This window comes from Mycobacterium paraseoulense, assembly GCF_010731655.1.
Lineage (GTDB): Bacteria > Actinomycetota > Actinomycetes > Mycobacteriales > Mycobacteriaceae > Mycobacterium > Mycobacterium paraseoulense.
In genome coordinates, this window is the sequence record NZ_AP022619.1 from 4809886 (window position 1) to 4830584 (window position 20699).

The following is a 20699-nucleotide window of genomic DNA, read 5'->3' on the forward strand; positions in this document are numbered from 1 at the left end:
CCATGCACCACAATGGGCGGATGCTCGGAGTCATCGGCGGCAGCGGCTTCTACAGCTTCTTCGACTCCGACACCCGCGCCGTCGACGTCGACACCCCGTACGGCCCGCCCAGCGCCCCGCTGACGATCGGCGCCGTCGGGGGGCACGAGGTCGCGTTCCTGCCCCGGCACGGGGCCACTCACCAATTCTCGGCGCACACGGTGCCCTACCGGGCCAACATGTGGGCGTTGCGCAAGCTCGGGGTGCGCCGCATCTTCGGCCCGTGCGCCGTCGGCAGCCTCAAACCCGAGAACGGTCCCGGCGCCATCGTGGTGCCCGATCAGCTGGTCGATCGCACCAGCGGCCGCCCCGACACGTACTTCGACACCGGCGGCATTCACGTCGACTTCGCCGACCCGTACTGCCCCACCCTGCGCGCCACCGTCACCGGCCTGCCCGGCGTGGTCGACGGCGGCACCATGGTGGTCATCCAGGGGCCGCGGTTTTCCACGCGCGCGGAAAGCCAATGGTTCGCTTCCGCCGGGTTCTCGCTGGTCAACATGACCGGATATCCGGAGGCGGTGCTCGCCCGGGAACTCGAAATGTGCTACGCGGCAGTTGCTTTGGTCACCGACCTGGACGCCGGCGTCAGCACCGGGGAGGGCGTGACGACGGTCGAGGTGTTCGCCGAATTCGAGAAGAACATCGGTCCGTTCAAAGAGCTGGTGCGCGAGGCCATCGGCCGCGTCGCCGGCGAACGCGACTGCACCCACTGCCTGCCGCACACCGGCGTCACGCTGCCCGTCGAGTTGCCATGAGGGTGTTGCTCACCGGGGCGGCGGGCTTCATCGGTTCGCGGGTAAACGCGGCGCTGCGGGCGGCGGGGCACGACGTGGTCGGCGTCGACGCGTTGCTGCCTGCCGCGCACGGCCCGAACCCGGTGCTGCCGCAGGGATGTCACCGCGTCGACGTCCGCGACGCCGACGCGCTGGCGCCCCTGCTGGACGGGGTGGACCTGGTCTGCCATCAGGCGGCGATGGTCGGGGCGGGCGTGGACGCCGCCGACGCCCCCGCCTACGGCGGCCACAACGACTTCGCCACCACCGTGCTGCTGGCGCAGATGTTCGCCGCCGGCGTGCGCCGCCTGGTGCTGGCGTCGTCGATGGTGGTGTACGGGCAGGGCCGCTACCACTGCGGGCAACACGGGCTCGTCGACCCGCTGCCGCGGCGGCGCGAAGACCTCGACGCCGGGCTCTTCGAGCACCGCTGCCCGGTCGGCGGCGAGGAACTCACGTGGCGCCTCGTCGACGAGGACGCGGCGCTGCGGCCCCGCAGCCTGTACGCGGCCAGCAAGACCGCGCAGGAGCATTACGCGCTGGCGTGGTCGGAGGCCACGGGCGGTTCGGTGGTGGCGCTGCGCTATCACAACGTCTACGGTCCGGGAATGCCGCGCGACACCCCATACTCCGGGGTGGCGGCAATCTTCCGTTCGTCGATTGAAAAGGGCGAGCCGCCAAGGGTTTTCGAGGACGGCGGTCAGATGCGCGACTTCGTCCACGTCGACGACGTGGCCGCCGCCAACCTCGCGGCCGTCCAGCACACGGACGGCTTCACGGCGGTCAACGTCTGTTCGGGCCGGCCCGTGTCGATCCTGCAGGTGGCCGGCGCGCTGTGCGACGCGCGGGGCGGTTCGCTGTCGCCGGTGATCACCGGCCAGTACCGCAGCGGCGACGTGCGCCACATCGTCGCCGACCCGTCGCGGGCGGCCGACGTGTTGGGTTTCCGGGCGGCCGTCGACCCGGCCGAGGGGCTCCGCGACTTCGCGTTCGCCCCCCTTCGCTGAGGGTCTACCCCTGCGGCGGCCGGTAGATCTTGGGCTTCCGGACGGGTATCTGGCGCGTCGCGGAGTCGTCGCCGCGGAAGATCCGCGGACCGGTGCTGATCCGGGTGGTCGACGCGGCCGACGGCGCGGCGGTGTGGCCCACCGGGACGCGCGGCCTGGGCGCGGCGGGGGCGCCGGCCGCCTGGGCGGCGGGCCGACGCGCCGCGCGGCGGCGGCGCAAGCGCCGGCCGCGCAGCTGCCCGGTGACGATGGCCGCCCCCAGGATGCACAGCGCCAGCCCGCACAGCGTCACGTCGAAGGTGCTGGTGATCTGCTGGGCGAGATTGTTGCCGTAAACCGGGTGCCGCGCAGGGGAATTGGGCGAGTCCGCGAACCGCGGCGCCAGCACCACGCCCACGACGACGCGGGCGACGCTCAGCGTGGCGACCAACCCGCACAGCGACGAGATCAGCCGCGCGGAGCGGGCGGCGTTGCCCAGGTTCACGCGCAGCCAGATCGCGAGGACGGCGGTGATCAGATCGAACGCGGCCAGCACCACGCTGTCGTACCGGGAGAACGGGTAGTCCAGGCTCACCGCCACGAAGAGATCGGTGAATCTCATCAGCATCGAGCCCAGACCCCAGACGGCGATGAGCAGCAAGCCGTTTCGGGCCGCCACCCGCCAGGCGCCCTCCTCGGCCCCGGTCGTGTTCCGGTGACCGAACAGCGTCCCGGGCGTGAACATCGCCGCCGCCGCCGCCCACGCCAGATAGCCCTCGAACCCGACCCCGGCGGTCGAGGTGTTCTGCGCGATGCCGTGGAACGCGTCGACGTCGCGACCCAGCGGCAGGCTCCACACTCCGATCCCGGCCACCAGCGTCGACGCGCCGAGGGCGACGGTGGCCAGCCGAGCGGCCCGGGTGCCGCGCAGCAACCATCTGGCGGCGACCAGCACGGCGATCAGCGCCACCACCCCGTACACCACCGCCGTCACGATGACCGCGACGTTCTGCTTGCCGAACGCGGCGGCGCCGCCGGTGTTCTGCAGCGCGTAGCGCACCCGCCAATACAGGTTGAAGCCAAAACTGAGCACCGCCAACACCATCGACGCGAAGCCGATGAGCCGGGCCGACCTCAGCCAGCCGGCGTACTCGTCGCCCTCGGGAACCGGTCCCGAACGGGCGCCGGCGGCCACCGCTTGCGCACTCAGCAGTGAGCCGGCGATCCCCACCCACGCCCCCGGCCCCACACCGCCGGGCACGTTCACCGTGCCCCCGAACCGGACGGTCTCGAACGCGTCGAATCCCACGAACGCCAGCACCAGCAGCGCATAGGGGATGTTGAGCGCCAGGCGGAGCCGGCCCGCCATCGCGGGGTTGAACCGCGCGCCGGAGGACCGCCAGGAACCGGCGGCGGCGACGGCGATGACGGACAGCACGGTCGCGGCGATCAGCACCGCGAAGAGCGCCGGGTTGCTGCCGGGAATCCCGACGCCGAAGTACAGATTCCACGGCAGGAAGATGGCGACGATGAGCAGAGCGACCGCGGTCAGGTCGCCGAGGACGTGCCGCCGCCGCGTCGCACTCCCCGTCGCGGCCGGGCCGCTCGCCACGGGCGCGATGATGCGAGTGGTTTGCTGCGCCTGGCCGCCGATGGGTCCGGTGGGCGCGTCGTCACTGCTCTGGTGCACCCTGCCCCCCGGAAATCACGCGGCGGGTCAACACGCCGCCGAGTCGGTCGCACTGCTCGCTTGCGAACATGTTCTCCGTTCGGACGCGGCGGCGGATTCCGCGGCGCCCGTCCTGTAGTCCGTGAAGCTGGTTACGCTGCGCTATGGGCAAACCTTCGCCCGAATAACGGATACTGCCAACGGTATCGCAAGTGTAATGATGCCGGGACATTGCTGGTCGTGGGGTGACCAGCCGAAGGAGAACCGGGATGGACGTCGTGTTGGGGGTCGCGGTCACGGGCCCCGTTGCCCGCTTGGCGCTCGTCGGGCCGGGCGCCGACGTGATCGACCAGTCCGTCGTCGACCTGGAGGACAACCCGGTCGGGAAACTCACCGAGACCGTGGTCGGCACCAATCGGCTCCTGGCGGACGAGAACCACCGGCTGGTCGGCACCCGGGTGTGCTGGAGCGACGATCCGCTGGCCGGACAGCTGCGGCAGGCGCTGGAGCAGTCCGGCGTTTACAACGTTGCCGTGCTCCCGGAGTCGCAGGCGCTGGCCGCCCTGATGCGCGCGGCCGGCCGGCCGGGCGCGGCCCTGGTGATGGACGGCGCGACGGCGACGTTGTCGGTGCCCGGTGCCGGCGACGACGAGAACGCGCCGCCGACCATGCTGGCCAGGGAGCCACTCGCGGGTGGTGACGCGACCGCGACGCTCAACACGATGATGGCCCAGCTCAGCGACAGGCCGGACGCCCCGGGCGAGGTGTACCTGGTGGGCGCTTCTCCCGAGCTGGCCCAGGTTGCCGACCAGATCCGGGATGCGTCGACCATGCGGGTGCAGGTCGCCGACGACCCCGCCTTCGCGCTCGCCCGCGGCGCGGCCATGGTCGCCGCCGCGCAGACGGCATTGCCGGCCGGGGATGCCACCGCGATGGCGCCGGCCGTCGGACTGACCGGGGACGAGACCGCCATGGCCCCGGGACTCGGCGACCAGACGGCCATGGCGCCGGCGGGGGGGCTCACCGGGGATGAGACGACGGTCGTGCCGCCCCCGGACGTGGAGGAGCCGCAGCTGGCGTACTCGATGACCGAGGAGGGCGAGCCGCTCCCCGAACTGGAGGACTACGGTCCCGACTACGACGACTTCGACGAGACCGAGGCCATCCCGTCGCGCCTCAGCCGCCGATCCTTGGTCCTCGGCAACGCCGTCATCGCCTTCGCGGTCATCGGATTCGCGTCGCTGGCCGCGGCGGTGGCGATTGCGGTCCGTCCCACCGCGAGTCAACAGCCGGTGGTGGGGCACCAGAACGCGGCTCCCGGCAAGTTCATGCCGTTGTTGCCGACGCAGCAGCAGGCGCCGGTGCCACCGCCCCCGGCCGACCAGCCCAATGCCGGTTTCCAGGGCGGCGTCATTCCAGACGCCAATGGCCTTCTGCCAGCGCGGGGTACGGCGCCCGGCGCCGGTGGGCCTGCCGCCCCGGTGCCGGCCAATCCCGGCTTCGTGCCCAATCCGAACCCCGCCGTCCCGGTTCCGGTGCCGATCATCGTTCCGGTCCCAGGATGGAACCCGGGCTACCCCACGCCGCCCTACAACCCGCCGACGACCACGACGACGCCGACGACCACGACGATGCCGACGACACCGACGTCCACGACGCCGACGACGACAACGACCGCGACGACGCCCAGTACGACAACGCCGTCCACCACGACCCCAACCACGACCGAGCCGACGACCACGACAGAGCCGACGACCACAACAGCGCCGCCCGTGACCACGACGACGCCGCCCAGCACCAAGACGCCGTTCACCTCGACACAACCGCCGACAACCGTGGCGCCGCCCAGCACGCACCAAACCACCGTGGCACCGCCGACGCATTCGCAGGAGACGCTCGTCCCCCAGCAGCCGCGTTCCCGTCGCGGGTTCTGAGAAGCCGATGCCCGACGCCGTCACGGTGGTCCTGCCCTGTCTCAACGAAGAGGAGTCGCTGCCGGGCGTGCTGGCGGGCATCCCCGCGGGATATCGGGCGCTGGTGGTCGACAACAACAGCACCGACGACACCGCCGGGGTCGCGCGGCGGCACGGTGCCCAGGTCGTCGCCGAGCCGCGGGCCGGCTACGGCTCGGCGGTGCACGCGGGCGTGGTGGCCGCCACCACCCCGATCGTGGCGGTCATCGACGCCGACGGCTCGATGAACGCCGGCGACCTGCCGCGGCTGGTCGCCGAGCTCGAGCGGGGCGCGGATCTCGTGATCGGGCGGCGCCGGCCGGTGGCCGGACTGCATTGGCCCTGGGTCGCCCGGGTCGGGACCGTGGTGATGAGCTGGCGGCTGCGCACCCGCCACGGACTGCCCGTGCACGACATCGCGCCGATGCGGGTGGCCCGCCGCGACGCGCTGCTGAACCTCGGCGTCGTCGACAGGCGGTCGGGTTATCCGCTGGAGCTGCTGGTCCGCGCCGCGGCCGCCGGCTGGCGCGTGGTCGAGCTCGACGTCAGCTACGGTCCGCGGACGGGCGGCAGGTCGAAGGTCAGCGGCTCGCTGCGGGGAAGCGTCACCGCGATCTTCGACTTCTGGAAGGTGATCTCGTGAGCGTCCTGCCGGTGACGCTGCTGGTGGTCGCCAAGGCGCCGGAGCCGGGCCGGGCCAAGACGAGGCTCGCCGCGACCGTCGGGGACGTCGTCGCCGCCGAGATCGCCGCGGCCGCGCTGCTCGACACGCTGGACGCGGTGGCCGCCGCGCCGGTGGCGAGGAGGGTGGTGGCCATGACCGGCGACCTCGACGCCGCCGCCGGCGCCGGGGAGATCCGGCAACGGCTACGGTCCTTCACGGTGATTCCGCAGCGTGGCGAGGACTTCGCGGACCGGCTCGCCAACGCCCACGCCGACGCCGCGGCCGGGTTTCCGGTGCTGCAGATCGGGATGGACACCCCGCAGGTCACCGCCGAGCTGCTGATGGATTGCGCACGCCGGCTGCTGGAGGCGCCGGCCGTGCTCGGGTTGGCTCACGACGGCGGTTGGTGGGTGCTCGGCGTGACGGCGCCCGCCATGGCCGAATGCCTGCGCACCGTCCCGATGTCCCAGCCCGATACCGGAGAGCTCACCCTGAAAGCATTGCGCGACAACGACATCGACGTCACACCGGCGCCACGGTTGGCCGACTTCGACGTGCTCGACGACGTGGTCGCGGTGCGCGAGGCGTGCGCCCAGGCCAGTCGTTTCGCCAAGCTCACCCGCGCGGCCGGGCTGTGACGGCCTTTGGACCGCGCCCGCCCGTCCTTTTCATCCTCTGAAAACTATTGTACGGCAAACATTTTACCCACGTCGAGAGCTCCGGCGACGGTCCGAAGCGTGACGACTGTCTCCGCCGGCCCGCACAACGATGCGTTGTGATTTCACAACTCACCGGCCTCTACCGGACGGGCGCACAGGCGGAGAAGTATCGGGCAGGACATCCACCGGGCACGGGTTGGACATGGAGCCGACATGGTTGCTGTAGCACCGACGCCCGAGCGACTGGAGGCGCGCCGCCCCTTTCCAGATCGTTTGGGCCTCAAGGGCACATTGCTCTACAAACTGGTGACGACCACCGATCACAAGATGATCGGCATCATGTACGTCGTCACCTGTTTCGTGTTGTTCTTCCTGGGCGGACTGATGGCGCTGTTGATGCGCACCGAGCTCGCCGCGCCGGGGCTGCAGTTCCTGTCGAACGAGCAGTACAACCAGCTGTTCACGATGCACGGCACGATCATGCTGCTGCTGTATGCGACGCCGGTCGTGTTCGGGTTCGCCAACCTGGTGCTGCCGCTGCAGATCGGCGCCCCCGACGTGGCGTTCCCGCGGCTGAACGCCTTCTCCTACTGGCTGTTCCTATTCGGGGCCCTGATCACCATCTCGGGGTTCATCACGCCCGGTGGCGCAGCGGATTTCGGCTGGACCGCTTATACCCCGTTGAGCGACGCCGTGCATAGTCCCGGCGCCGGCGGCGATCTGTGGATCACCGGTTTGATCGTCGCGGGTCTGGGCACCATCCTGGGTGCGGTCAATATGATCACCACCGTGGTGTGCATGCGCGCGCCCGGCATGACGATGTTCCGGATGCCGATCTTCACGTGGAACGTGTTGGTGACCTCGATCCTGATCCTGATCGCGTTCCCGATCCTGACCGCCGCGCTGTTCGGGCTGGCGGCCGACCGGCATCTGGGGGCCCACGTTTACGACGCCGCCAACGGCGGGGTTCTGTTGTGGCAGCACCTGTTCTGGTTCTTCGGCCATCCCGAGGTGTACATCATCGCGTTGCCGTTCTTCGGGATCGTCACCGAGATCATCCCGGTGTTCTCCCGCAAGCCGGTCTTCGGTTACACCACCCTGGTTTACGCGACGCTGTCGATCGCCGCGTTGTCGGTCGCGGTGTGGGCGCACCACATGTTCGCCACCGGAGCCGTTCTGCTGCCGTTCTTCTCGTTCATGACGTATTTGATCGCGGTGCCGACGGGGATCAAGTTCTTCAACTGGATCGGCACGATGTGGAAGGGACAGATCACCTTCGAGACCCCGATGCTGTTCTCGGTGGGCTTCCTGGTGACCTTCCTGCTGGGCGGCCTGACCGGGGTGATGCTGGCCAGCCCGCCGCTGGACTTCCACGTGACCGACACCTACTTCGTGGTCGCGCACTTCCACTACGTCCTCTTCGGCACCATCGTGTTCGCCACCTATGCGGGCGTGTACTTCTGGTTCCCGAAGATGACCGGCCGGCTGCTCGACGAGCGGCTGGGCAAGCTGCACTTCTGGTTGACCTTCATCGGCTTCCACACCACGTTCCTGGTGCAGCACTGGCTGGGTGACATGGGGATGCCGCGCCGCTACGCCGACTACCTGGCCAGCGACGGCTTCCAGGGGCTCAACATCGTCTCCACGATCGGCGCCTTCATCCTGGGCGTGTCGATGTTCCCGTTCGTCTGGAACGTCTTCAAGAGCTGGCGCTACGGCGAGGTCGTGACCGTCGATGACCCGTGGGGCTACGGCAACTCGCTGGAGTGGGCGACCAGCTGCCCGCCGCCGCGGCACAACTTCACCGAGCTGCCCCGGATCCGTTCGGAACGCCCGGCTTTCGAGCTGCACTACCCGCACATGGTCGAACGGCTCCGAGCCGAGGCGCACGTCAGGCGACGTGCTGCGGCTACCTCGAAGTAGCGTCGACCAGTGACGCTTCGGCCGCCGCCCGGGTGAGCGGCGCGGCGGATTTCCCGGCGAAAGGGCGTCGCACATACATGGTCCACGTGATGAGCGTGGCGGCGACGTACAACGCCAAGAACAGCCCGAACGCCGCCGAGTCGGAGCCGGTGCTCTGATAGGACTGCCGCAGCGCGAGATTCACGGCGACACCACCGAATGCGCCTGCCGCGGCGGCGAATCCGATCAACGCACCCGACATGTTGCGTGACCAATGGCGGCGCTCGGCTTCGGCGACGCCCAGCGTGTGACTGCGCGCTTCGATGACCGCCGGGATCAGCTTGAACACCGAACCCTTGCCGAGGCCCGCCAGCAGGAACAGGATGAGCAGGCAGACGATGTAGCCGACCATGGTGGCACCGCTCGTCGGGCCGCGGTTGTGGTCGTCGTGGGTAGCGACGCCGGTCAGCACCGCGGTCGCGACGACCATGCCCGCGAAGACCGCCATGGTGACGCGGTTGCCACCGAAGCGGTCGGCCAGCCTGCCGCCGTAGATCCGCGACAGCGACCCCAGCAGGGGCCCGATGAAGGCGAGCTCGGCGGCGTGCAGCGATGCCTGCGCGGCGCCCTGCCCGCTGGCGATGAAATTGATCTGCAGCACCTGGGCGAACGCGAAGGAGAACCCGATGAACGTCCCGAACGTGCCGACGTAGAGGAGCGCGAGTACCCAGGTATCGCGCTCGAACATCACCGACCGTAGGGTGGCCACCTCGATGCCGTGCTCCAGGTTGTCCATGAACAGTGCCGCCGCGACCGCGACCACCGCCAGCAGCACCAGGTACACCGAGCACACCCAGTAGGGCTGGCGGTTCCCGGCGAGAGCGATCACCAACAACCCGACCACCTGGACGCCCGCCACGCCAAGGTTGCCTATACCGGCGCTAAGGCCCAGCGCCGAACCCTTGAGCCGCTGCGGGTAGAAAGCGTTGACGTTGGCCAGCGACGCGGCGTAGTTCGCGCCGCCACACCCGGTCAGCGCCGCGCACACCGCATACGTCCACAGCGGCATGCCCGGGTTGGCCAGCAGCACGATGGTTGCGCCGGTCGGGATCAGCAGTACCGCCGCCGAAAAGGTGGTCCAGTTGCGGCCGCCGAAGCGTGCGATGCCCAACGTATAGGGAATGCGCAGGCAGGCCCCGGTCAGGGTGGCGATGGCGCCAAGCAGTAGCTTGTCGGCCGGCGAAAAGCCGTACACCGATTCGGGCATGAACAGGACCATCACCGACCAGAGGGCCCAGATCGAGAAGGCGGCGTGGTCGGCCGCCATCATGCAGAGCAGGTTGCGTTGCGCGATCTTTTTGTTGCCGGTCTCCCAAGCAATGACGTCCTCGGGATTCCAGTCGACGAACCGATGCGCGCGCCCCATTTAGCCTCCTGTAATGAATAGTTGCCGACGTCGACGGTAGACGGGGGAATCGTTTGTCCGGTTCACGAAAGCTGTGAGTAACCGGTGAATTCGCGTCCGTCTACCAGTTCGTGACGATGACCGTGTTGAGCAGCACCGCACCGGCGGCGTTGAGCCCCAGCCACGTCCGGTGCGACCGCACGGGCAGCAACGCGGGTGCCGCGGTGAGCCAGATGGTGAAGGGCAGCCAGATCCGCTCGACCTCGGCCTTGCTCAGCATGCTCAAATCCGCGCAGGCGATGGCGGCCAGCACGGCCAGCAGCAGCAGGTGGAACCCGGAGCGGCGCCGGATGGCCGCCCAGTCGAACACCCGGCTGACGCCGGCAACGCTGCCCAGCCCGATCGCGCACACCACGGACGCCAGGTTGGCCCAGCTCCAATAGGTAAACGGCCGGTCCTTGGCGATGCCCTGCCAATAGCGTTGCTGCACAAGGGTGTAGCCGTCAAACCAGTAGAACCCCGCGACGGCGAAGCTCGAGGCCACCGCCACCGCGGCCAGCGTCGCCGGGCCGAGCGCCCGCAGCGCCGCCCGCCAGTCCGCGGCCGATGCCAGCACCGCCAGGGCCGGCAGCCCCATCAACATCAGGCCGTAGTTGCAGAACACGCCCCAACCCAGCAGCAGGCCCGCGGCGGCGGCCACCCACGCGGGGAACCGGCCGGGCCGGTGCACCGCCACGGCCAGCAGCGCGATGCCCCAGGCCGCGACCCCGGCGAAATATCCGTCGGCGGACACGGCGACCCAGATCGCCGTCGGCGCCACCGCGACGAACGGCGCGGCGCGGCGCGCGGTCTGCTCGTCCGCCAGCGCGCGGACCGCGATCAGCACCGCGGCGGCCGCGCTGCTCCCGACCAGCAGGCACAGCAGCCCCGCCCAGGCGCCCCCGTGCATGCCGATCCGGTCCAGCCACACGAACGTCAGCAACGCGCCGGGCGGATGGCCGGAGACGTGAGTGGTCCAGGAGTTCGGCTGGTAGTCGACGATCCGGCTCGAGAACGTGCGCACCGCGGCGGGGATGTCGGTGATGCTGGGCACCTGTGACAGGTATTCGTCCCGGGTGGTCAGCCGGCCGGCGAAGCCGCGTTGCCAGCCGTCGATCATCGCCAGCGCGAACGCCCATCCGCACGCGGTGGCCCAGGTGCTCAGCGTCAGAACCCGCCACGAAAGACGTTGCGCCAGAACCGGTCCCCACACCACCGCGGCAACCGCGATGGCGACGGCCGGGCCCGTGCCCCAGCTGGCGTGGACTTCCCAGGCGCCGAAAATCGGGGCGGCCCCGGTATGCGTGCCGAACCGCTCCTGCCCGACATCGGTGCGCGGCCGGACGCCAAGGTGCAGCCGCGGCAGCACGAAGGCCGCCGCCACCAGAACCACCCCGGCCGCGACGGCCGGCAACTCCCGACGTGTCACGGTCGACCAGCCTATTGATCGTCCGAACCGGCGAAGCGGCGCACCAACGCCGTCCGGTCGACCTTGCCGATGCCGCGTCGCGGCAACGCATCGACGACGTGCAACTCGCGCGGCGCGGCGGTGGTGTCCAGGGTGCGCGCCACGTGCGCGCGCAGCGCGTCCAGTGTGGGCGCCGCGCACCCCTCGGGCACCACGATCGCGGCGACCACCCGCTGACCCAGCCGGTCGTCGGCCAGGCCGAAGACCGCACAGTCCCCGACGGCGGGGTGACTGCCCAGCGCGGCCTCGACCAGCTGCGGCAGCACGGTCAACCCGCCCGTGCTGATCGCGTCGTCGGCGCGGCCCAGCACGGTCAGCACGCCCGACCCGTCGAGGACGCCGAGATCGTCGGTGCGGAACCAGCCCGGCTCGGCGAACGGGTCGGGGTCCACCGGGTTGCGGTAGCCCTTGGCCAGGGTTGCGCCGCCGAGCACGATGCGCCCGGCCTCCGCCACCCGGACCAGCACGCCGTCCAGGGGCACGCCGTCGTACACGCAGCCGCCGGCGGTCTCGCTCATGCCGTAGGTGCGGACCACGGCGATGCCGGCGGCCGCGGCGGCGTCGAGCACGCCCTGCGGGGCCGGCCCGCCGCCGAGCAGCACGGCGTCCAGTTCGGCGAGGGCGGCCGCGGCCGCCGGGTCGGTCAGCGCCTTGGCCAGCTGCGCGGCGACCAGTGCGGCATAGCGTCGGCCCGCGCTCAATCGCCTTATCGCACCGGGCAATTCGGCGACGTCGAAGCCGCCGGTGACGTCCAGCTCGACGGGCGCCGACCCGGCCAGCGCGCTGCGCACCAGCACCTGCAGCCCGGCGATGTGCTGCGGGGGCAATGCCAGCAGCCAACTGCCCGGCCCGCCGAGGCGGTCATGGGTGGCCCTGGCGCTGGCCGTCAGCGCGGCCGCGGTGAGCAGCGCGCCCTTGGGCGCACCGGTGGTTCCTGACGTCGTCACCACCAGGGCCACGTCGTCGTCGATGTCCTCGCCGACCCGCAGGGCCGCCCGCAGCGCGTCCGAGCCGGGGGAGAGGGCGACCAGCGCGGCCTCGCGGCCCTCGAGCACCCGCTCCAGCGCGGGCAGCAGCGACGAGACGGCCGAGCCCGGCGGGACCGTGAGGGCGCGCAGTACGGCTATGCGGGGTCCTCGGCCTGCTCCGCGTCGTCGAACGGCCAGCCCTGGGCCGCCAACCGGAGCCGTACCCGCTCGACGTCGTCGGGCGTCGGGAGCTCGTCGGTGATCTGGGTGATCAGCACCCCGATGTCCACGTCGTCGAACTCGCCGCGCCGGATCAGCTCGCTAGCCACCTCTTTGACCGCGTCGTTGGACATCCGGCGGGCCAGCAGCGCGAGCACCGGAAAGGTGTCCGTCGGCGGGACGCCTTCCGGGTATCCCGCGCGAAGCCACGAGACGATCGAGTTGAGAAATCCGTTCACGCTGGTACAACTCCCCCCGGTGTACGGCGCGGTAACGCGGTGGGCATCCGTCGATGCTACTTGGGTTTTGCTCCGAGGAACGCCGTGCCGGTGTGGTGGGCGATGAAGTCCCGGGAGATGTAAAGCAGGGCGAAGGCGATCACCAGCAGTACGGCCGCATAGATCAGCCAGGCGAGCGCGAGCAGCGCCGGGTTCTTCTGTGGCGGGCCGCCGTGGGTGCCGCCCTGCCCGGCGCCGACCGCGTGGAATCGCAGCCCCAGGGCGAACAGCCCCGGCAACGCGGCGCCGGCCAGCATGGAGAAGAGCAGGATCTTGAGGGATGCCTGGTAGTTGAACCAGTCGCTGAAGTGACTCATCAAGCGTTCGCCTTCATCGTGGGGTCGTCGGAGTCGTACCGGCCGATCACGCCGCTGCCGTTCGTCGGGTGAACGTCCGATGGCGGCTCGTGCTCGGCCGAATCCTGCAGCCCCGCGGTCAGGTCGCCCTTCCATTCGGCATTGACGTTGTTGTGGTCCACCTTGACCTTGCGCGACCGGATGTAGATGGTCGCCGAGACCGCGATCAGTAGTCCGAAGCCGACGACGGCGCCGGGGTAGCCGCCGATCAGGTGCACGATCCAGTAGGTGATCGCACCGACCAGCCCGGCCAGCGGCAGCGTCACCAGCCAGGCGACGCCCATGCGGCCGGCGACGCCCCAGCGGACCTCCCCGCCGGGCTTGCCGAGCCCACTGCCCAGTACCGAGCCCGTGCAGACCTGGGTGGTCGACAGCGCGTAGCCGAAGTGGGTGGACAGGAGAATCACCGCGGCCGAGGACGACTCGGCGGCCATGCCCTGGGGAGACTGGATCTCGACCAGCCCCTTGCCGAGGGTGCGGATGATCCGCCAGCCGCCCAGGTAGGTGCCCGCAGCCATGGACACCGCGCAAGCGACGATGACCCACAGGGGTGGCATCGCGGCGTTTCTGCTGATCGAGCCGTAGGACATCAGGGCCAGGAAGATGATGCCCATCGTCTTCTGCGCGTCGCCGGTCCCGTGTGCCAGCGAGACCAGCGATGCCGAGCCCCACTGGCCGTACCGAAATCCGGACTCGGTGCGTTGGGTCGGGATGCCGCGGGTGATCCGGTACACGAGCCAGGTCGCGATCGCCCCCACGGCGATGGCCAGGATCGCGGCCACCACGGCCGGGATGAGTACGTGCGATACCAGGCCCTTCCAGATCACCCCGTGCCCGCCGACCGCGGCGATGGTGGCGCCGACGATGCCGCCGATCAGGGCGTGCGACGAGCTGGAGGGGATGCCGAAGAGCCACGTCAGCAGGTTCCACACGATGCCGCCGACGAGGCCGGCGAACACCAGCTCCAGCGTCACGATGTGGCCGTCGATCAAGCCCTTGGCGATCGTGGCGGCGACGGCGGTGGACATGAACGCGCCCACCAGATTCAGCACCGCGGACAGCGCGACCGCCACCTTGGGCTTGAGGGCGCCGCTGGCGATGGAGGTTGCCATCGCGTTGCCGGTGTCGTGGAAGCCGTTGGTGAAATCGAAAGCGAGTGCCGTGATTACGACAATGATCAAGAGGAACAATTGGATGTTCACAGCGCCTGATTCTCGTAGTTGGGAGATTCGATTGTCGAATGGTGGAGAGGTCGAATCGCGGGTGTACCTCGACTTGTCGTCAGATGTTAGCCCCTAGTTAACCGGTAATTACTGCTGATCACCGCGGGTGTCGCGGCGCAGCGGGTGGTCCGGCGGGATCTGAATGAAGATCAGCGTGACGCCGTCGGGGTCCGTCACGTGCATCTCGTATAGGCCCCACGGTTCCCGGCGCGCCTCGCGGGCGATCTCGACGCCCCGGCTCCGAAGCTCGGCCTGGGTCGCCTCGATGTCGCGGACCTGTAGCCACAGCGCGCCGGGGAAGGGCCCCCGGGAGTGGTCGGGGGAGCCGTAGCCCGCCAGCTCGAGCAACGACTGGCCGGCGAAAAAGACTGTGCCGCCGCCGTATTCGCGGGCTATCGCGAGCCCGATCTGGTCCCGGTAAAACGCCAACGACTGCTGATAGTCGGCCGGCCGGAACAGCATCCGGCTGGCCAGGATCTCCATGACGTCGTGTCTATCACACGCGCCGGTTCAGCAACCGGTTTCGCGGTTGGGCTGAATTCGCTGGCGTTGCATGAGCGCGTTGACGAAGCGCGGCCCGAAGGTGTCCAGCGCCTTGGCGGCGATCGCCATCCGGGGCGCGATCCGCACCGGCCGGGTGCGGGCGGCGGTCAGCATCCATTCGGCGGCCTCTTCCGACGTGAGCGCGGGCATGCCCTCGTAGGCCTTCGTCGGCGCGATCATCGGCGTGGCCACCAGCGGGTAGTACAGCGTCGTCGAATGCACGCCCTTCTGTCCCCACTCGGTTTCCACGACGCGACTCACCGCCGACAGCGCCGCCTTCGACGCGTTGTACACGGCGAACAGCGGCGACGCCTCGGACAGCACGCCCCACGTGGAGACGTTGATGATGTGGCCGTCGCCGCGCTCGAGCATCCCGGGGGCCAGACCGCGGATCAGCCGCAACGGCGCGTAGTAGTTGAGCACCATGGTCCGCTCCACGTCGTGCCAGCGCTGCAGCGACTCGGCCAGCGGCCGGCGGATGGACCGGCCGGCGTTGTTGATCAGGATGTCCACCCCGCCCAGACGCTTTTCGACGTCGGCGACCAGCGCGTCGACCGCGTCCATGTCGGAGACGTCGCACGGCATCGGCAGCGCGGCGCCGCCCGACGCGGTGATCCGATCCGCGAGCGCGTCCAGCAGTTCTTGCCGCCGGGCGACCACGGCCACCGTCGCGCCCTCGCGGGCCAGCAGCTCGGCCGCGGCCTCGCCGATGCCCGACGACGCCCCGGTGAGCAGGATGCGCTTGCCGTCGAGGTCCACCGGCTTCATGGCGGGGCGGTTGACCAGCACTTGCGGGGCCATCGGGGGCCGCATCGTGGCCAGCACGAGTTGATCGGTCAAGCGGCGCAGGGGACTCTTGCTCACGTGGGGAGTCTAGGGGCGGCCCCCGCCGCCCCCGTCGACGCTAGAAGTAGCGAGGGAACCGGCTCCAGTCCGGTGGCCGCTTCTCCAGGAAGGCGTCGCGGCCCTCCACGGCCTCGTCGGTCATGTAGGCGAGCCGGGTGGCCTCGCCCGCGAACAGCTGCTGACCGACCAGCCCGTCGTCGAGCAGGTTGAAGGCGAACTTCAGCATCCGTTGGGCCTGTGGGGATTTGGCGTTGATCTCCGCCGCCCACGCGATCGCCTCCTGCTCCAGGTCGGCGTGGTCGACGACCGCGTTGACCGCCCCCATGTGGTGCATCTGCTCGGCGGTGTAGGCGCGGCCGAGGAAGAAGATCTCGCGCGCGAACTTCTGGCCCACCTGACGCGCCAGATACGCGCTGCCGTACCCGCCGTCGAAGCTGCCGACGTCGGCGTCGGTCTGCTTGAAGCGGGCGTGCTCGCGGCTGGCCAGGGTGAGGTCGCAGACCACGTGCAGGCTGTGCCCGCCGCCGGCCGCCCACCCGTTGACCAGGCAGATGACCACCTTGGGCATGAACCGGATCAGCCGCTGCACCTCGAGGATGTGCAGCCGGCCGGCGCGGGCGGTGTCGACGGTGTCCGCGGTCTCGCCGGACGCGTACTGGTAGCCGCTGCGGCCGCGGATGCGCTGATCGCCGCCGGAGCAGAACGCCCAGCCGCCGTCTTTGGGGGAGGGGCCGTTGCCGGTCAGCAACACCACGCCCACGTCCGGGGACATCCGGGCGTGGTCGAGCACCCGGTACAGCTCGTCGACGGTGTGCGGCCGAAACGCGTTGCGCACCTCGGGGCGGTCGAACGCCACCCGCACGGTCGCGTCGGTGACGTGGCGGTGGTAGGTGATGTCGGTCAGCTCGTCGAACCCGGCCACCGCCCGCCAGGACTGCGCGTCGAAGGGGTTGTCTGTCAAGGTGTTTGAACTCCTATACCGGGTCAAGGCGGAACACGGCGCAGCGGCCGGCCAGGGCCTCGAACTCCTCGGGGCGGCCCTCGGTGACGAGCCCGGCCCGCTTCATGAAGCCGACGCCCGTCGGCACCTCGGCGGGGAAGGCCCGCAGGATCGGCCGGGCGTCGTCGGCGGGCAGCTCGGCCATCCGCACCCGCTGGACGTGACGGCCCCGCGCGATCGTCGCCTCGGGCGTGGCGCGGACGTTGGCAACCCAGTCCGCCCCCGGGAACCCGGCGACGACGTACTGCCGCCCGTCGACCGTCATGGGCGTCACCGGGGTCGAGCGCGCCGCGCCCGACTTGCGGCCCGTCACCGTCAACACGACGGGACTCTCGCCGCCGAAACTCAGTCCCAGCCGCGACATCTGGATGAAGACCTTGTTGGCCGGCTTCAACCACCACGGCGGCTTGATCGATTTGCCGCTTCCCATAGGCAGCGACGTTACCTCTGAAAGGGCTCGACCCCACGGTGCTGGGGTTCCGCCGTGCCGACGGCGTCCAGCCTTTCCCGCGCGTCGGCGCCGAGGGTGACGGTCCCCGCGGCGAGGTTCTCCTGCAGGTGCGCGACGGATCGCGTGCCCGGTATCAACAACGTGTTCGGCACGTGCGCCAGCAGCCACGCCAACCCGACCTGGGCGCCCGTGACGCCGAGCTCGCCGGCGATCTCGGCCACCACCGGGTGGTCGGCGACCTTCGGGAAACCGGGAAATGACGAGCCCAGCGGGAAGTAGGGCACCCACGCGACGCCTTCGGCCGCGCACAGCTCGAGCGCGTCCTCCTGCGAACGGTCGAGCAGGCTGTAGGCGTTCTGCACGCAGACGATGCCCGCGGGCAACGCCCGCCGCACCACGTCGACCGGCACGGCGCTGATGCCGATCGCGCCGACCTTGCCCTCGTCGCGCAGCGCGATCATCTCGGCGAGTTGGTCGTCGAGGTCGACGACCTGGTCACCTTCGGCGGCCACGCCGGGCCCGAGGTCCATGCGCCGCAGGTTCACCACCGGAATGCGGTCGAGGCCGAGCTGGCGCAGATCGTCCTCGACGGCGGCGCGCAGCTCCGCGGGCTTTTGTGCGGCGGCCAGGGGTATCGGTTGTTCGCCGGTGTATCGCGCACCGACCTTGCTGACGATGACGAGGTCGTCGGGGTAGGGGGCCAGCGCCGCGCGGATCCGGCGGTTCACCTCGCCGGGACCGTAGAACGACGCGGTGTCGATGTGGTTGACGCCGAGTTCGACCGCCCGGCGCAGCACCGCGGCCGCCTCGTCCGCGGACGTTTCGAAGAGTTGCATGGCGCCATAGCCGACGCGAGCGACGGTCGACGCGCCGATGATTCCGAGACCGCCGGGCTGTGGTTTGTCCGTCATGGTGCTCCCTCGTGTCACACTGGAGAAATGCGGAGGATCCTCCGCTTACCCGAGCGTAGCAGAAACGGAGGATCCTCCGCTTGCCTGGACCGAGTCGATCCGACGCCCGCCGCAACCGCGAGCGGCTGCTCGAGGTGGCGACGGCGGCGTTCACGTCCGCGGAGGGGCAACCCGTGTCGCTCGAGTCGATCGCGCGGGAGGCCGGCGTCGGGATCGGCACGCTCTACCGCCATTTCCCCAACCGGGAGGCGCTCGTCGAGGCGATCTACCGCGCCGAGCTCGCCGAAGTCGCCGCGTCGGCCGAACGGCTGGTCAAGCGGCATCCGCCGAGGATTGCCCTGCGGCGGTGGATGGACCGTTACGCCGGCTTTGTGGCGGCCAAGCGCGGAATGGCCGAGTCGCTGCACGCGATGTTCGACTCCGGCGCCATGCAGCCCAGCCAGACCCGCGACAGCATCGTGGGCGCCGTCGACCTGCTGCTGCGGGCCGGCGCCGACGACGGCAGCCTGCGCCCCGACGTCCGGGCCGACGACGTGGTGTCGAGCCTGATCGGCATCTTCTTGGCCAGCGGATCGCCCGAGCAGACGGGCCGCATGCTCGACCTGCTGGCGGCGGGCATCTCTGCGCCTCGAACGTGAAGCTCGCCGAGCGCCCCGCCAGCCGGGCGCTGGTTCACGAGTGCCCGATGAGCCGGGCGCTCGGCACCAGAAGTCCTAGCCCACGGCGCGCTCGGCGCCCTCCCAGAACTGCGCGCGCACGGCCTTCTTGTCCGGCTTGCCCAGCGCGGTCACCGGCACGGACTCGACGACGATCACCTGCTTGGGCGACTGCACCGAACCCTTGCGCTCCTTGACCGCGGATTGGATCTCGACGGTCACCCGCGCCACCGACTCCTCGTCGGAGGGATGGTCGGGTCGCAGCACGATCACGGCGGTGACGGCTTCGCCCCACTTCTCGTCCGGCGTGCCGATCACGCACACCTGCGCGACGGCCGGATGCTCGGCGACGACGTCCTCGACCTCGCGCGGGAACACGTTGAACCCGCCGGTGACGATCATGTCCTTGACCCGGTCGACGATGAACCAGAACCCGTCGGAGTCCTCGCGGGCCATGTCACCGGTGTGCAGCCAGCCGTCCTTGAACGTCTTGGCCGTCTCCTCCGGCAGGTTCCAGTACCCGCCGGAAAGCAGTGGCCCGGACACGCAGATCTCGCCGACCTCGCCCTGCGGCACCGGCTCGCCGTCGGCACCCAGCAGCGCCGTGCGGGCGAACAGGGTGGGCCGCCCGCAGGAGGTGAGCCGCTTCTCGTCGTGGTCCTTCTTGGCCAGGTAGGAGATCACCATCGGGGCTTCGGACTGCCCGTAGTACTGGGCGAAGATCGGCCCGAAGCGGCGGATGGCCTCGGCCAGCCGCACCGGGTTCATCGCCGAGGCGCCGTAGTAGACGGTCTCCAACGAGGACAGGTCACGGGTGTGCGAATCGGGGTGGTCCATCAGCGCGTAGATCATCGACGGCACCAGCATCGTGGCGGTGATCTTCTGCTCCTCGATCACCCGCAGCACCTCGGCGGGGTCGAACTTGGTCAGCACCACCAGCTCGCCGCCCTTGATGATCGTCGGCACGAAGAACGCCGCCCCGGCATGCGACAGCGGGGTGCACATCAGGAAACGCGGGTTTTCCGGCCATTCCCATTCGGCGAGCTGAATCGTGGTCATCGTGGTGATCGACTGCGCGGTGCCCAGCACGCCCTTGGGCTTGCCGGTCGTGCCACCGGTGTAGGCCATCCCGCCGATGTGATCGGGCGGAAGGTCGGCCGCCACCAACGGCTTTGGCGGATACTTCGCGGCCTCGGCGACCAGATCCACCGCGGAATCACCCAACGCTTCGGGGACCGGGCCGATGGTCAGGACCTGCTTGAGGGCGGGCACCTTCTCCAGCAGGCCCAGCGCCCGCTCGACGAACATCGGGTTGGGATCGATGATCAGCGACGTCACGCCGGCGTCGCCCAGCACATAGGCGTGGTCGTCCAGGGAGCCCAGCGGGTGCAGCGCGACGCGCCGGTAACCCTGGGTCTGGCCGGCGCCGATGATCATCAGCACCTCAGGCCGGTTCAGCGACAGCAGCCCCACGGTCGCGCCGGTACCCGCGCCGAGCGCCTCGAACGCCTGAATGTACTGGCTGATGCGCTCGGCGAGCTGACCACCGGTCAGCGTGGTGTCGCCGAGGTGCAGCACCGGCTTGTCCTTGTTGCGCTTGAGCGCACCGACCGTTAGGTGTCCGGAATGAATGGGATGGCGCAGCAGATCGTCACTCATGGGGCAAGACTAGAACGTGTTGCAATTCCG

General features: G+C 69.9%; 20 protein-coding genes. 7 read left to right on the top strand and 13 right to left on the bottom strand.

Features of this window, described 5'->3' with window-relative positions:
• The first annotated feature begins 20 nt into the window (after positions 1 to 20).
• Together G6N51_RS22400 and G6N51_RS22405 are read left to right on the top strand one after the other, a co-directional pair.
• On the top strand, positions 21 to 797 hold the full coding sequence (locus tag G6N51_RS22400) for an S-methyl-5'-thioadenosine phosphorylase (protein WP_232078453.1): 777 nt from the start codon (positions 21 to 23) through the stop codon (positions 795 to 797).
• Positions 794 to 1822, top strand: a complete 1029-nt coding sequence (locus G6N51_RS22405; protein WP_083172236.1) for an NAD-dependent epimerase/dehydratase family protein — start codon at positions 794 to 796, stop codon at positions 1820 to 1822. The genes G6N51_RS22400 and G6N51_RS22405 overlap by 4 nt, the downstream gene beginning before the upstream one ends.
• Before the next feature lie 4 nt (positions 1823 to 1826).
• Here the strand turns inward: G6N51_RS22405 and G6N51_RS22410 are convergent, their stop codons facing one another.
• A complete protein-coding gene (locus G6N51_RS22410) occupies positions 1827 to 3491 on the bottom strand; it encodes a DUF7937 domain-containing protein (RefSeq protein ID WP_083172233.1) in 1665 nt (554 codons plus the stop codon).
• Between the two features lie 248 nt (positions 3492 to 3739).
• On the opposite strand from G6N51_RS22410, the gene G6N51_RS22415 reads away from it, so the two are divergent.
• The 4 genes from G6N51_RS22415 (at position 3740) to ctaD (ending at position 8668) form a co-directional block, all read left to right on the top strand.
• Positions 3740 to 5404, top strand: coding sequence for a hypothetical protein (locus G6N51_RS22415; RefSeq protein ID WP_083172230.1), 1665 nt, complete (start codon positions 3740 to 3742; stop codon positions 5402 to 5404).
• 7 nt (positions 5405 to 5411) lie between these two features.
• Positions 5412 to 6065, top strand: a complete 654-nt coding sequence (locus G6N51_RS22420) for a glycosyltransferase family 2 protein (RefSeq protein ID WP_083172228.1) — start codon at positions 5412 to 5414, stop codon at positions 6063 to 6065.
• Complete coding sequence (locus G6N51_RS22425; protein ID WP_083172225.1) at positions 6062 to 6724, top strand: TIGR04282 family arsenosugar biosynthesis glycosyltransferase; 663 nt, start codon at positions 6062 to 6064, stop codon at positions 6722 to 6724. The genes G6N51_RS22420 and G6N51_RS22425 overlap by 4 nt, the downstream gene beginning before the upstream one ends.
• Positions 6725 to 6958: 234 nt before the next feature.
• Positions 6959 to 8668: an aa3-type cytochrome oxidase subunit I gene (gene ctaD / locus G6N51_RS22430; protein ID WP_163750799.1), complete on the top strand. Its 1710-nt coding sequence runs from the start codon at positions 6959 to 6961 to the stop codon at positions 8666 to 8668.
• Here ctaD and G6N51_RS22435 read toward each other — a convergent pair.
• From G6N51_RS22435 to G6N51_RS22485, 11 genes are all read right to left on the bottom strand, one after another.
• The gene (locus G6N51_RS22435) at positions 8655 to 10073 is read right to left on the bottom strand and encodes an MFS transporter (RefSeq protein ID WP_083171704.1); all 1419 of its coding nucleotides are present in this window, start codon (positions 10071 to 10073) and stop codon (positions 8655 to 8657) included. The genes ctaD and G6N51_RS22435 overlap by 14 nt on opposite strands.
• Positions 10074 to 10173: 100 nt before the next feature.
• Positions 10174 to 11535, bottom strand: coding sequence for a hypothetical protein (locus tag G6N51_RS22440; RefSeq protein WP_372510109.1), 1362 nt, complete (start codon positions 11533 to 11535; stop codon positions 10174 to 10176).
• The gene (gene menE, locus G6N51_RS22445; protein ID WP_232078454.1) at positions 11532 to 12614 is read right to left on the bottom strand and encodes an o-succinylbenzoate--CoA ligase; all 1083 of its coding nucleotides are present in this window, start codon (positions 12612 to 12614) and stop codon (positions 11532 to 11534) included. Before menE ends, G6N51_RS22440 begins: the two co-directional genes overlap by 4 nt.
• Before the next feature lie 68 nt (positions 12615 to 12682).
• A complete protein-coding gene (locus tag G6N51_RS22450) occupies positions 12683 to 12985 on the bottom strand; it encodes a DUF3349 domain-containing protein (RefSeq protein ID WP_083171701.1) in 303 nt (100 codons plus the stop codon).
• 56 nt (positions 12986 to 13041) lie between these two features.
• On the bottom strand, positions 13042 to 13341 hold the full coding sequence (locus tag G6N51_RS22455) for a hypothetical protein (protein ID WP_083171700.1): 300 nt from the start codon (positions 13339 to 13341) through the stop codon (positions 13042 to 13044).
• Complete coding sequence (locus G6N51_RS22460) at positions 13341 to 14582, bottom strand: inorganic phosphate transporter (protein WP_083171699.1); 1242 nt, start codon at positions 14580 to 14582, stop codon at positions 13341 to 13343. Before G6N51_RS22460 ends, G6N51_RS22455 begins: the two co-directional genes overlap by 1 nt.
• Positions 14583 to 14690: 108 nt before the next feature.
• Positions 14691 to 15086, bottom strand: coding sequence for a VOC family protein (locus tag G6N51_RS22465; RefSeq protein WP_083171698.1), 396 nt, complete (start codon positions 15084 to 15086; stop codon positions 14691 to 14693).
• A 27-nt stretch (positions 15087 to 15113) separates the two neighbouring features.
• Positions 15114 to 16010 carry an SDR family oxidoreductase gene (locus G6N51_RS22470; RefSeq protein WP_083171697.1) on the bottom strand — a complete coding sequence of 299 codons (897 nt, stop codon included), beginning with the start codon at positions 16008 to 16010 and terminating at the stop codon, positions 15114 to 15116.
• 40 nt (positions 16011 to 16050) lie between these two features.
• Positions 16051 to 16953, bottom strand: coding sequence for a 1,4-dihydroxy-2-naphthoyl-CoA synthase (locus G6N51_RS22475; protein ID WP_083171696.1), 903 nt, complete (start codon positions 16951 to 16953; stop codon positions 16051 to 16053).
• A gap of 13 nt (positions 16954 to 16966) precedes the next feature.
• Positions 16967 to 17422: a nitroreductase family deazaflavin-dependent oxidoreductase gene (locus G6N51_RS22480; RefSeq protein ID WP_083171695.1), complete on the bottom strand. Its 456-nt coding sequence runs from the start codon at positions 17420 to 17422 to the stop codon at positions 16967 to 16969.
• 11 nt (positions 17423 to 17433) lie between these two features.
• Complete coding sequence (locus tag G6N51_RS22485) at positions 17434 to 18354, bottom strand: aldo/keto reductase (RefSeq protein WP_083171694.1); 921 nt, start codon at positions 18352 to 18354, stop codon at positions 17434 to 17436.
• An 80-nt stretch (positions 18355 to 18434) separates the two neighbouring features.
• Between G6N51_RS22485 and G6N51_RS22490 the strand changes: the two genes are divergently transcribed.
• Positions 18435 to 18992: a TetR/AcrR family transcriptional regulator gene (locus G6N51_RS22490; protein WP_083171693.1), complete on the top strand. Its 558-nt coding sequence runs from the start codon at positions 18435 to 18437 to the stop codon at positions 18990 to 18992.
• 75 nt (positions 18993 to 19067) lie between these two features.
• Here the strand turns inward: G6N51_RS22490 and fadD8 are convergent, their stop codons facing one another.
• Positions 19068 to 20669, bottom strand: coding sequence for a fatty-acid--CoA ligase FadD8 (gene fadD8 / locus G6N51_RS22495; protein ID WP_083171692.1), 1602 nt, complete (start codon positions 20667 to 20669; stop codon positions 19068 to 19070).
• Positions 20670 to 20699: the final 30 nt, after the last annotated feature.